Origin of the sequence: Desulfovibrio legallii, assembly GCF_900102485.1 — a bacterium.
Classification (GTDB): Bacteria; Desulfobacterota; Desulfovibrionia; order Desulfovibrionales; family Desulfovibrionaceae; genus Desulfovibrio; species Desulfovibrio legallii_A.
Genome location: NZ_FNBX01000028.1, coordinates 1 through 12195, shown reverse-complemented (window position 1 = coordinate 12195; position 12195 = coordinate 1). Strand labels below are relative to the sequence as shown.

Annotated in this window: 10 protein-coding genes; 7 read left to right on the top strand and 3 right to left on the bottom strand. The window is 63.7% G+C overall.

Annotation, left to right across the window (positions count from 1 at the left end; genetic code table 11):
• Nucleotides 1-291 precede the first annotated feature (291 nt).
• Nucleotides 292-2874: a preprotein translocase subunit SecA gene (gene secA, locus BLS55_RS11595; RefSeq protein WP_092155378.1), complete on the bottom strand. Its 2583-nt coding sequence runs from the start codon at nt 2872-2874 to the stop codon at nt 292-294.
• Nucleotides 2875-3094: 220 nt separating this feature from the next.
• Entirely contained in the window at nt 3095-3709 is a 615-nt protein-coding gene (locus tag BLS55_RS11590; protein WP_257243244.1) for a hypothetical protein, read from the bottom strand.
• 405 nt (nt 3710-4114) lie between these two features.
• Between BLS55_RS11590 and BLS55_RS11585 the strand changes: the two genes are divergently transcribed.
• From BLS55_RS11585 to BLS55_RS11555, 7 genes are all read left to right on the top strand, one after another.
• Nucleotides 4115-4534, top strand: a complete 420-nt coding sequence (locus BLS55_RS11585) for an ATP synthase F0 subunit B (RefSeq protein ID WP_092155376.1) — start codon at nt 4115-4117, stop codon at nt 4532-4534.
• 68 nt (nt 4535-4602) lie between these two features.
• Complete coding sequence (locus BLS55_RS11580) at nt 4603-5184, top strand: ATP synthase F0 subunit B (RefSeq protein WP_092155374.1); 582 nt, start codon at nt 4603-4605, stop codon at nt 5182-5184.
• Nucleotides 5181-5732: an ATP synthase F1 subunit delta gene (atpH, locus tag BLS55_RS11575; RefSeq protein ID WP_092155372.1), complete on the top strand. Its 552-nt coding sequence runs from the start codon at nt 5181-5183 to the stop codon at nt 5730-5732. The genes BLS55_RS11580 and atpH overlap by 4 nt, the downstream gene beginning before the upstream one ends.
• A 3-nt stretch (nt 5733-5735) precedes the next feature.
• Entirely contained in the window at nt 5736-7244 is a 1509-nt protein-coding gene (gene atpA / locus BLS55_RS11570; protein WP_092155371.1) for a F0F1 ATP synthase subunit alpha, read from the top strand.
• Between the two features lie 25 nt (nt 7245-7269).
• Nucleotides 7270-8154, top strand: coding sequence for a F0F1 ATP synthase subunit gamma (locus tag BLS55_RS11565; RefSeq protein ID WP_092155369.1), 885 nt, complete (start codon nt 7270-7272; stop codon nt 8152-8154).
• Between the two features lie 10 nt (nt 8155-8164).
• A complete protein-coding gene (gene atpD, locus BLS55_RS11560) occupies nt 8165-9586 on the top strand; it encodes a F0F1 ATP synthase subunit beta (RefSeq protein ID WP_092155367.1) in 1422 nt (473 codons plus the stop codon).
• 75 nt (nt 9587-9661) lie between these two features.
• Nucleotides 9662-10063 (top strand): F0F1 ATP synthase subunit epsilon, encoded by a 402-nt coding sequence (locus BLS55_RS11555; protein ID WP_092155365.1) that lies wholly within the window; start codon nt 9662-9664, stop codon nt 10061-10063.
• A gap of 1126 nt (nt 10064-11189) precedes the next feature.
• Here the strand turns inward: BLS55_RS11555 and BLS55_RS12145 are convergent.
• Nucleotides 11190-12195: hypothetical protein (locus BLS55_RS12145; protein WP_218970751.1), on the bottom strand; the 1006-nt coding region annotated here is incomplete at its 5' end.

Sequence of the window (12195 nt, the reverse complement as noted above, 5' to 3'; positions counted from 1 at the left end):
CTTGTTGCTTGGGTGGTTTTGCTTAACCAAAGCCTAACCAACTTGGCGGGCTACTTCCATTTTTTAAATGTGCGAAAAATACCGTACGTTATCCCCAAAACGGCAAAAACGGGCCGCGAGGGAAGGAAAACGCAGGGACATGGGAACCTCCGGACGCGCGGCGGCCCCAAAAGGGCGCGCCGCACTGGAAGGTCGGCAATCGGTGAGGAGCAGGGCCGCCAAGCCCGCGGCTTTACGCCTGCGGTCTGGTCAGGAAGGCCCGCGGGAGAAGATCAGAGGAAAAACGCCTGGTTATTTGCCCCGGCCGCAGCATTTTTTGTATTTTTTGCCGCTGCCGCAGGGGCAGAGATCGTTGCGGCCGATGCGCGGCGCGGCCTTGGCGGGCTTGTGCGCGGCCGCCTCCACTTCCCCGCCCGCGGAATACGAGAGGCTTGTATCCTCCTTGTGCCGGTACTGGCGGGCCAGGGGCGTGCCTTCCGGTTCGGGCGCGCCCGCGGCGTCTGCAGCGTCCGCGGCGGCGTCCGGCGCTGCGGCCTCTTCCAGCCGCACATGCACGCGGGTCAGGGTGCGGAACACGCTCTCGCGGATCTGGAAGAGCATGGCCTGGAACATTTCAAAGCCCTCGCGCTTGTACTCCAGCTTGGGGTCGCGCTGGCCGTAGCCGCGCAGGCCGATGCCGTCGCGCAGGGCGTCCATGTTGCGCAGATGCTCCTTCCAGCAGCGGTCCAGCTCTTCCAGCAGGAAGAAGCGCAGGATGTCCTGGTAGCCGGCCCCGGCTTCTTCCCGCAGGCGGTCGAACTGGACGCGGACCAGGGGGTCGCACTCTTCGCGTTCGGGCAGGCGGGCCCCTTCGGGCAGGGCGCGCTCCAGATTGAAAATGTCGCGCAGGCGGCCCAGGGCGGCCTCGCGCAGGTCCTGGGCGCCGTCGGCGCCGGCGCGGGCCAGGGGCGCGTAGACGTCGTCCAGCACGTCGCCCATAAATTCGTCCAGCACCGGGGTAAGGTCGGCCTCCACCATGAGCTCGCGCCGCAGGGTGTAGATGACCTCACGCTGCTGGTTCATGACGTTATCGTAGTCCAGCAGGGTTTTGCGGATCTCGAAGTGGTGCGCCTCCACCCGTTTTTGGGCGCTTTCCACGGCGCGGGTGACCATGGCGTTCTCAATGGCCTCGCCGTCCTTGAGGCCCAGCTTTTCCATAAGGCCCTTGATGCGGTCCGAGCCGAACAGCCGCATGAGGTCGTCTTCCAGCGAGAGATAGAAGCGGGAGGAGCCAGGGTCGCCCTGGCGGCCCGAACGGCCGCGCAGCTGGTTGTCGATGCGGCGGCTTTCGTGGCGCTCCGTGCCGAGGATGTGCAGGCCGCCCAGCTCCACCACACCCTCGCCCAGCACGATATCCGTGCCGCGGCCGGCCATGTTGGTGGCGATGGTCACCTTGCCCTTCTGCCCGGCCTGGGCCACGATTTCCGCTTCCTGCTCGTGCTGTTTGGCGTTGAGCACGCTGTGGGGGATGCCCAGCCTGGTCAGGCGCTGGGAAAGCATCTCGGAAGTTTCAATGGAGATGGTGCCCACCAGCACGGGCTGCTCGCGCTTATGCAACTCCACAATGGCGTTCGCGATGGCGTCGAACTTCTCCTGCCGGCTGCGGTAGATGAGGTCCGGATAATCCTTGCGGACCATGGGCCTGTTGGGCGGGATGGAGACTACCTCCAGATTGTAGATCTGGTGGAATTCCACGGCCTCGGTATCTGCGGTGCCGGTCATGCCGGAAAGTTTGTCGTACAGGCGGAAGTAATTCTGAAAGGTGATGGAGGCCAGGGTCTGGTTCTCCGCGGCCACGGTGACGTGTTCCTTGGCCTCCAGGGCCTGGTGCAGGCCGTCGGAATAGCGGCGGCCCGCCATGAGGCGGCCGGTGAATTCGTCCACAATGACCACCTGGTCGTTCTGGACAATGTAGTCCACGTCCCGCTTGAAGACCAGGTGCGCCTTGAGGGACTGCATGACGTGATGCTGGGCCGTGATGTTGGCCGGATCAAAGAGGTTGTCCACCTGGAGCAGCTCTTCGCAGCGGGCCACGCCCGCGTCCGTAAGCATGGCGGTGCGGGCTTTTTCGTCGATGGTGTAGTGCTCCGGCGTAAGCCGGCAGACCACGTCGTCCACCGTGCGGTACATGTCCACGGATTCGTCCGCCGCGCCGGAAATGATCAGCGGCGTGCGGGCCTCGTCAATGAGGATGGAGTCCACCTCGTCCACAATGGCGAAGTTGTGGCCGCGCTGCACCAGCTGGCTGGCGTAGAACTTCATGTTGTCGCGCAGGTAGTCGAAGCCGAATTCGTTGTTGGTGCCGTAGGTGATGTCGGCGTTGTAGGCGGCCTTGCGCTCTTCATCGTCCATATCGTGGATGATGACGCCCGTGCTGAGCCCCAGAAAGCCGTAGAGTTTGCCCATCCACTGGGCGTCGCGGCGGGCCAGGTAGTCGTTGACCGTCACCACATGCACGCCCTTGCCCGTAAGGGCGTTGAGCACCACGGGCAGGGTGGCCACCAGGGTTTTGCCCTCGCCGGTCTTCATCTCGGCGATCTTGCCCTTGTGCAGCACCATGCCGCCCACCAGCTGCACGTCGTAGTGGCGCATGCCCAGAACCCGGCGCGCGGCCTCGCGCACCAGGGCAAAGACTTCGGGCAGCAGGGCGTCCAGATCCTGGCCCTGATCCTGCACGGCCGTTTTGTACTGCGCGATGCGGGCGGGAAAATCCGCATCCTCCAGCTGACGCATCTGGTCTTCCAGCGCGTTGACGCGCTGCACCTGAGGCCGCAACCGGCGCAGATAGCGCTCGTTTTTGCTGCCGAAGATTTTTTTGAAAAGAAAGCCGAACATGGGGTCTCCTCAGGATGGCGGGATGCGCAACGCCGCCGACGCAAAACCGGCGCGACGCCGCGCTGCCGCCCTGAAACCCGGCGGCAGCCCCCTTAAGTAAGACATCCGGGCCGACTTGGCAATGCGCCCCCCGCAGGCGCGCCCGCCGCCAAGGCGAACCGGGGCGCAGACAGGACGCAACCGCCGCCCGCGCGGCGGACAAAGCCGCCCCGCGCCCGCCCTACTCCTCGGCCGGAGCCACCCGCTTTTCAAAGGAAGCGCCGTTCCACTGGTAGCTCACGGTATTGGCCACCGGCACATGGGCCATGCCCGTGCTGGTCCAAAATAAGGGCATGGCCTTGAGCCCGCCCAGGCCCAGGCAGAGCATCACCGTGGCCCGCACGTCGGGCGGCAGCTTCTGCCCGGGGGCAAGAAACTCGCTCACGTCCGGCTCCGGGGGCGTATCTGCGGGCACGGCCCGGCCTGTGGCGTCCACCCGCCACAGCTCCAGGGTGCAGACGGGGCCGCCCAGGGTGCCCACGGCCGCCTCCACCGCGCCGTCGCGCACATGGCGGAAGAGCCGCAGGGCCACGGCCGCGTCCCGGAAGGGCAGGGAGGCGAACACCAGCACATCTTCAGTTTCCCCGGCAATTTCCCAGAATTCCGAATGCCCGGCCGTGAGCAGCTGCTGCTTTTCGGCGGCGGTAAGGCCCTCAGGCGTGTTTTCAAAAATGCTGGCCGGCAGCAGGGCAAAGACGCTGCGGGCCGTGACGCCGCCCTCCTCCGCCAGGGCCTGGCCCTGCGCCAGGCCCAGCGCCAGGGCCGCCGCCAGGACGGCTATGCGAACGTGCAACATATAAACTCCTTTCCGATCCGCATCCGGCAGCGGTCTCTTGGCTTCGTAAAAAAAATTATACCGTTTTTTCTCTTCCTTGTCCATGCAGACCCGCCAGCGGCGGCGCGCATACTGTGATGCCAGTCCGGCCGCGCGGGGCGCGCACGCGCCGGGCGACCGCACCCCGCACTTTTGCAGACAAAGAACAATAGTAACGGTTTGTGAAAATGCGCGACAGGGCCGGCCAGGGTCTGCACTCCCCCCGCAAACGTGCGTTTCAGGCCCATTTTGGAGGCTACAAAAATTTTTTTTGGGGAGTTTGCGAAATTTGTCACCAATACCCTTTGACAGAACAGGGGCGAGCGGATATGTTGCAAGGGCTTACACTTTTTTCCTTCAATCCGCATCGTTTGAGGAGGACGCGGCATGCTGGACCTGAATATCACCTTGCTGTTTCAGCTGGCGAATTTTTTTATCGCGGTGTATGTGCTCAACATCCTCCTTATCCGGCCGATCCGGGCCATCATCAAAAAGCGCAACGGCATTCTGGAAGGCATGGAAGAAGAAGCCGGCTCCTTTGAGTATCAGGCTTCGGAGCGCCTTGCCAACTATGAGGCCGAGCTGACCCGCGCCCGTCAGGACGCCGGGGCCAAGCGCGAAGAAGGCCGGGAGGCCGGAGCGGCGGAGCAGCAGCAGATTGTGGGCGCGGCGCAAAAGAGCGCCCGCGACATTCTGGCCGAGACGCGCGCCGCGCTGGAGGCCCAGGCCGCCGCAACCCTTGCGGATCTGCGCGGGCAGGTGGGCGGCCTTTCCACACGGCTGGCCGACAGGCTGCTCAAGGGCTAGGGGTGGTTCGCCGGGGCGCGCGGGGCGCTTGCGGCGCATGGCTAACTGTTTGACCGAGGGGGTGGGCTTTGAGCAAATGGAAACACGCGGGTTTTATCCTGCCGCTTTTCTGCGTCGTTGCGGCGCTGGCCCTGCTGCCCCAGGCGGCGTGGGCCGACGAGGGGCATGCGGCGCCGCGCTGGAGCGACTTCGGCTGGCGTGCGCTCAACTTCGTGATTTTTGCGGGTATCCTCTGGTACTTTGTGGGCGGGCTGGCCAAGCGTTTTTTCAGAAACCGCCGCCAAGGCATCAAAGATTCGCTGGACGGGCTTGAGCAGCGCCGCGCCGCGGCCAAGGCCCAGCTGGCCGAGGTAGAGACGCGCATCGCCAACCTCAATGCCGAGCGGGAGGCCATTCTGGCCGAAAGCCGCGCCCAGGCCGAAACCCTGAAGCAGGGCATTGTGGAAGAGGCGCAGCGCCAGGCGGCCCAGATTGTGGAACAGGCCCGCCTTACCGCTGAAAACGAGGGTCGTGCCGTGTTCGCCCAGGTGCGCGCCGCCATCGCCGACGAAATCGTGGAAGCCACGGCCAAGGCCCTGAGCTCGCGCCTCACGGCGGAAGAACACGAGAAACTGATCGCCAACTCGCTTAACAAGGTGGTGCTCCATTGATCAACACTGTGGTTGCACGCAGGTACGCCAACGCCATCTTCGCCCTGGGCAAGGAGGAAGGGGAGCAGGCTCTGAGCGCCCGCGGCGCGTGTCTTGCCTCACTGGGCGAGATGCTGGCCGCCGCGCCGGACCTGGGCCAGACCCTCAAAAGCCCGGTCATCGGCGTGGAAGAAAAAAAGGCGGTGCTTGGCAAACTGCTGGATAAGCTCAAGGCCGACCAGACCATGCGCAATTTCTGCTTCCTGCTGGCAGACAAGGAACGGCTCGCCTTCCTTGACGAAATTGCGGCCTGGTACGGCAAGATGCTGGACGAGGCCAAGGGTATCCTCCGCGGACAGTGCATCACCGCGGTGAAACTTTCCAACGACAAAAAGGCCAAACTCAAAGACGCCCTGCAAAAAAAGGCCGGCGCGGACATAGAGCTCACCTTTGCCGTGGATAAAGACATACTGGGGGGAATGGTGCTCAAGCTGGGGGACCGGGTGCTGGACGCAAGTCTGCGCGCGCAGTTGGGAATCCTTCGGGAGACATTCAAGAGGGGTGAATAGCACATGCAGATCAAAGCGGAAGAGATAAGCAAGATCATTGAGGATCAAATCAAAAACTACGAGCAGCGCGTAGAAATGAGCGAGACCGGCACCGTGCTCTACGTCGGTGACGGCATCGCCCGCGTGTATGGCGTACAGAACGCCATGTCCATGGAACTGCTGGAGTTTCCCGGCGGCGTCATGGGCATGGTGCTCAACCTGGAAGCCGATAACGTGGGCGTGGCGCTGCTCGGGCCGGACGTGGGCATCAAAGAAGGCGATCCGGTCAAACGCACGGGCAAGATTTTCTCCGTGCCTGTGGGCGACAAGGTCATGGGCCGCGTGCTCAACCCGCTGGGCGAGCCCATCGACGGCCTCGGCCCCATTGAGGCCGAAGAAGTCCGCCCGGTGGAAATCAAGGCCCCCGGCATCATCGCCCGCAAGAGCGTGCACGAGCCCATGCCCACGGGTCTCAAGGCCATCGACGCCATGACGCCCATCGGCCGCGGCCAGCGCGAGCTCATCATCGGCGACCGCCAGACGGGCAAAACCGCCGTGTGTATTGACGCCATCCTGGCCCAGAAAGAGACGGACATCCACTGCTTCTATGTGGCCATCGGCCAGAAGAAGTCCTCCGTCGCTCTGGTGGCCGATACCCTGCGCCGCTACGGCGCGCTGGAGTACACCACCATCATTTCGGCCACCGCGTCCGATCCCGCGCCTTTGCAGTACATTGCGGCCTACACCGGCTGCACCATGGCCGAATTCTACCGCAATAACGGCAAGCACGCCCTGATCATCTACGACGATCTTTCCAAGCAGGCTGTGGCCTACCGCCAGATGTCCCTGCTGCTCCGTCGTCCTCCGGGGCGTGAAGCCTTCCCCGGCGACGTCTTTTACCTGCACTCGCGCCTTCTGGAGCGCGCGGCCAAGGTGAGCGACAAGCTGGGCGCGGGTTCCATGACGGCGCTGCCCATCATTGAAACCCAGGCGGGCGACGTTTCCGCGTACATCCCCACCAACGTGATCTCCATCACCGATGGTCAGGTGTACCTGGAGCCGAACCTCTTCAACGCGGGCGTGCGCCCGGCCATCAACGTGGGCCTTTCCGTGTCCCGCGTGGGCGGCGCGGCCCAGATCAAGGCCATGAAGCAGGTGGCCGGCACCATGCGGCTGGACCTGGCCCAGTACCGCGAGCTGGCGGCCTTTGCCCAGTTCGGCTCGGATCTGGACAAAGGCACCAAGGCCAAGCTGGAGCGCGGCGCGCGCCTGGTGGAGCTGCTCAAGCAGCCCCAGTACCAGCCCATGCCCGCCCAGGAACAGGTGGCCTCCATCTACGCCGCCACCCACGGCTACATGGACGACGTGCCGGTGGAATCCGTGCGCAAGTTTGAAGCCGAGATGCTCACCTTCCTGCGCGATACCAGGAAGGACGTGCTGGACGCCATCAAGGATAAAAAGGTCATTGACGAGGCAGTGGAGAAAACGCTGACCGAGGCCATTACAGCCTTCAAACAGGGCTGGACGGCCTAGGGCCCCCTAACGACGGGAGAAAAGCATGGCTTCACTCAAAGACGTCAAGATGAAGATCGTGGGGGTCGGCAAGACCAAGCAGATAACCAAGGCCATGAATATGGTGGCCTCGGCCAAGCTGCGCGGCGCCCAGACCCGCATCGAGCGCTTCAGGCCGTACGCGGAGAAATACCGCGACGTGCTGGCCGAACTGGCCCGCAAGGTGGAGGGCAACGCCCACCCCCTGCTGGCAGAGCATGAGGAAAAGAAGCACTGCGCCATTGTGCTGGTGACCTCCGACCGCGGCCTGTGCGGCAGCTTCAACGGCAACATCATTGCCGCGGCGCTCAGGCTGGCCAAGGAAAAAGCCGCCGAAGGCATGGAGGTGCGCTTCGTGTGCGTGGGCCGTAAGGGCCGCGACGCCGCCCGCACGGCCGGGCATGCCATTGCCACGGCCTATGGCGACCGCATGGGCAGCATAGACTTTGCTCTGGCAAGTTCCGTAGCCCAGGAGGTCATCCACGGCTACGAAACCCTGGCCCTCGACGAGGTGTGGCTGGTGTACGGCGAGTTTGTGTCCATGGGGCACCAGCCGCCGGCGAGCCTGCGCCTCCTGCCCCTGCAGACCCCGCAGGCCGCAGAGAGCGAAGAGCAGGCCGGTGAAGCCCGCTGCGAATACGTGTACGAACCGCAGGAAGAACAGCTGCTGGCGGAGCTTTTGCCCCGCTATGTGAAGGTGCAGGTTTACCGTGGCCTGTTGGATACCTCGGCCAGCGAGCACGCCGCCCGCATGACCGCCATGGACAACGCCACGCGCAACTGCAACGAGCTGATCAACTCCCTGACCCTGCTCTACAACAAGACGCGGCAGGCTTCCATCACCAGCGAACTCATCGACATTGTCGGCGGCGCTGAAGCGCTGAATGGTTAAGGAGCCAGACATGAGCAAAAATATCGGTAAAATCGTTCAGGTTATCGGCGCCGTGGTGGACGTTGAGTTCAGCGACGGCAACCTGCCGAATATCTTCACCGCCCTGGAGATACATAACCCGAACAACAGCGACGCCCCTGACCTCATCTGTGAGGTGGCGCAGCACCTGGGCGACAACGTGGTCCGCACCATCGCCATGGACGCCACCGAAGGCCTGGTGCGCGGCATGGATGTGGTGGATACGGGCAAGCCCATCATGGTGCCCGTGGGCAAGGCCTCTGTGGGCCGCATTCTCAACGTCATCGGCCGCCCGGTGGACGAGCTCGGCCCCATCAACGCCGAAAAGTACTACCCCATCCACCGCCCCGCCCCGGCCTTCACCGACCAGAACACCAAGGTGGAGCTGCTGGAAACGGGCATTAAGGTGGTGGACCTGCTTGTGCCCTTCCCCAAGGGCGGCAAGATGGGCCTCTTTGGCGGCGCAGGCGTGGGCAAGACCGTTATCCTTATGGAGATGATCAACAACATCGCCAAGCAGCACGGCGGCTCTTCGGTTTTCGCCGGCGTGGGCGAGCGCACCCGTGAGGGCAACGACCTCTACAACGAGCTGCAGGAAGCCGGCGTGCTGGAACGCGCCACACTGGTCTACGGGCAGATGAACGAGCCTCCGGGAGCCCGCGCCCGCGTAGCCCTTACCGCCCTGGCCTGCGCGGAATACTTCCGCGATGAGGAGCACCAGGACGTGCTGCTCTTTATTGACAACATCTTCCGCTTCACCCAGGCCGGTTCGGAAGTGTCCGCCCTGCTGGGCCGCATGCCTTCGGCCGTGGGCTACCAGCCCACCCTGGGCACGGACCTCGGCTCCCTGCAAGAGCGCATCACCTCCACCAAAGAGGGCTCCATCACCTCTGTGCAGGCCGTGTACGTGCCCGCCGACGACCTGACGGACCCGGCCCCGGCCACCACCTTCTCGCACCTGGACGGCACCCTTGTGCTTTCGCGCCAGATTGCGGAGCTGGGCATCTACCCCGCCGTGGACCCGCTGGACTCCACCTCCCGCATCCTCTCCCCTGAGGTTGTCGGCGAGGAGCACTACAGCGTGGCCCGGCGCGTGCAGATGGTGCTGCAGAAGTATAAGGAACTGCAGGATATCATCGCCATCTTGGGCATGGACGAGCTTTCGGACGAAGACAAGCTCACCGTGGCCCGGGCCCGGCGCATCCAGCGCTTCCTCTCCCAGCCCTTCCATGTGGCCGAAACCTTTACGGGCACGCCCGGCCAGTATGTGAATCTGGAAGACACCATCAAGGGCTTCAAAGGTATTCTGGACGGCGAGTACGACCACCTGGCGGAAGGCGACTTCTACATGCTCGGCAGCATCGACCAGGCCGTGGCCAAGTACGAAAAGCGCAAGCAGGAAGAAGGCAACTAACCGTTCTGTCCCGCCGCCGGTCCGGGGCCGCAAGGCTCCGGGCCGGGCAGGACAGGCGGCAGCGAAGGAGTGCGTATGGGTACGCTGCAACTGGAAGTGGTAACGCCGGACAAAACCGTGGTCAGCTGCCCGGTAGAGATGGCCGTATGCCCCGGCGTGCAGGGCGAATTCGGCGTGTTGCCCAAGCACGTCTCCCTGCTCTCTGCCCTCAAAATCGGGGGCCTGCGCTACAAAACGGACGGTAAGGAAGAGCACGTCTTCATCTCCGGCGGCTTTGCCGATGTGAATAACGACGTGCTGACCGTGCTGGCGGAATCGGCCGAACTGGCGGAAGATATCGACGCGGCCAGGGCCATGGCCGCCAAAGAACGCGCCGAAAAACGCCTGACCAGCCACGATGAGGCCGTGGATATGGTGCGCGCCGAAGCCGCCCTCCAGCGGGCCGTCATCCGGCTCCACCTGGCACAGGTGCGCTGAGCTGCGTTATTTGGAGAATTTTTGTGGGGGGGCAGGGGAAACTTTTGTGAACAAAAGTTTCCCCTGCCCCCCCACGCCCCCCCATCCCCTTCAAAAAACGTTATCCTTCTCAGGCAACGCGCAGGGCGTACCCTGGCCATTTGTATTAGTGCCATGCGCTGCGGCGCCCCTTCCCATAGGTACGATTGTCTTCCCCTGACAGTTGCGCGGCAGCCCTGGGATACTCCCTTTCCATCCCAACGCCGCACTTGGCAGATCCCCCAGCACCACGATAATCCCTCCCTGGCTCCCCGGAATCACGACAATCCTTTCCGTGGCCCTTTCCCGGCATCCCCAGCACCACGATAATCCCTCACTGGCTCCCCGGAATCACGACACCCGTTCCCATAATAAGCACGAATGTCTTTCCCCCCGGCAGTTGAGCGCGGCATAAAGGGGTGCGGTCGCGTAGCGGCGCACCCCAGCCGCGCCGCGCATAGCCGGGCTGCCGCCCAACCGCAAGTTACGGAAAGCCTGCGGCCAGCGCGCTGTTACCCTGCGCGCCGCCGGGGCTGTGGGGCGCGGGACACGGGAGCAGATTCGGGCTGTAGGGCTGGCGGCAGTTGCGCCCGGCCTTGGGACGCATCCGCGCAGCGGGCGCGTCCCACCAGCCGGGCCATCAGGGTAAGGCGATCTGCAAGGGGGGGTTATGGGGGTTGTAGGGGGTCTAAGGGGGGGCGCAGCCCCGCCCTTGACCCCCTGCCCGCGCCGGAGGCGACCCAAACGAAATAAAGAAAACACACCGCCATGCCCGCAGGGCAAACCCAATTGCGTGTGCGGTGCCGGCTGCTGCGCACGCCACACCATGCCCGGCAGGGCAAACATATCGCATAGCGACGCCGAGCTGCTGCGCACGCCACACCATGCCCGCAGGGCAAACCTGACCTTACCCAATTGCGTGTGCGGTGCCGAGCTGCTGCGCACGCCGCACCGTGCCCACAGGGCAAACAAGCCCTCGGTCAGGGTACAGGCGGCGGGGTGCGGGGCAAAACCGCGGGCGGCGGGGCAAACCGCGGGCGCAAAAGGGCGTCCGCACCCTGGTGGATGCGGACGCCCTGATTTGTGATTTATGGTTTGGGGTTAGGGGTTAGGCGGCGGTGACGCCGGAGTAGGTGGTGGTGCCCCCGGTAACGGTGAACTTCAGCTGAGTCCATGTACCGTTCTGCAAGGTCAAGTCAGCAACATCCTTCAAGTCAACACCAGCAAGTTGCACGCTACCATCAGCGTTCTTGAAGTTCATGGTGTCTTCATCATCATTACCTGAGACCGACGCAAACGCCAGAAAACTTGATCCAGCGCTATCAAACGACAGCAGCAAATTACCACTGCTATCCGTACTGGCGTACACGCCAGAGCCGTTTACATTGGTGAGATCTGCCGTAGTCGCAGTCACACCGAAGAAGTCAACGGTATCCTTGCTGCCCGCCGTGCCGGTGATGGTCACCTTGTTGTAGCCGTTGACCTGGAGCTTGTAAGTATCGCCGCCGCCGTCGCCATTGAGGCTGACGGCACCTGTGTCGGTGGTCTTCACCTCGAAGGTGTCGGCCGCCGAACCGCCGGTGACCGTGGCAACGCCCGCAAAGGTGTCGCCCAGGTCATAGGTGGTGGCGGAGGAGGTGAAGCCCGTGAGGTTCACCCCAGTAGTGGCGCTAAGGTCCACCGTTTCGATGTTGGTAATGCTCGTACCAAGGGTAACGTTGCCGGTGACGCTGGAAGCCAGCTCCAGGGTGTTCGTGCCAGCGCCGCCGTTGATGGTCAGAGCGTCGGTCACAGCGCCCACGGTGAAGGTGTCGTTGCCGTCGCCGCCGGCCAGGGAAACCGTGCCGTCTTCAGACAACGTGCCCACGGTAAAGGTGTCGTTGCCAGCGCCGCCGGTGACCGTGGCAGCGCCCGCAAAGGTGTCGCCCAGGTCATAGGTGGTGGCGGAGGTGAAGCCCGTGAGGTTCACCCCAGTCACGGTGTCAGTGATGGCGCTGAGGTCCACCGTTTCGATGTTGGTAATGCTCGTACCAAGGGTAACGTTGCCGGTGACGCTGGAAGCCAGCTTCAGGGTGTCCGTGCCGTCGCCGCCGGTAACCGCTTCCGTTCCGTAG

Excerpts from the sequence above, each read along its gene's own strand:
- secA (WP_092155378.1), bottom strand. The coding sequence starts at position 2,874 with ATGTTCGGCTTTCTTTTCAAAAAAATCTTCGGCAGCAAAAACGAGCGC.
- BLS55_RS11590 (WP_257243244.1), bottom strand. The coding sequence starts at position 3,709 with ATGTTGCACGTTCGCATAGCCGTCCTGGCGGCGGCCCTGGCGCTGGGC.
- BLS55_RS11585 (WP_092155376.1), top strand. The coding sequence starts at position 4,115 with ATGCTGGACCTGAATATCACCTTGCTGTTTCAGCTGGCGAATTTTTTT.
- atpA (WP_092155371.1), top strand. The coding sequence starts at position 5,736 with ATGCAGATCAAAGCGGAAGAGATAAGCAAGATCATTGAGGATCAAATC.
- BLS55_RS11565 (WP_092155369.1), top strand. The coding sequence starts at position 7,270 with ATGGCTTCACTCAAAGACGTCAAGATGAAGATCGTGGGGGTCGGCAAG.
- atpD (WP_092155367.1), top strand. The coding sequence starts at position 8,165 with ATGAGCAAAAATATCGGTAAAATCGTTCAGGTTATCGGCGCCGTGGTG.
- BLS55_RS11555 (WP_092155365.1), top strand. The coding sequence starts at position 9,662 with ATGGGTACGCTGCAACTGGAAGTGGTAACGCCGGACAAAACCGTGGTC.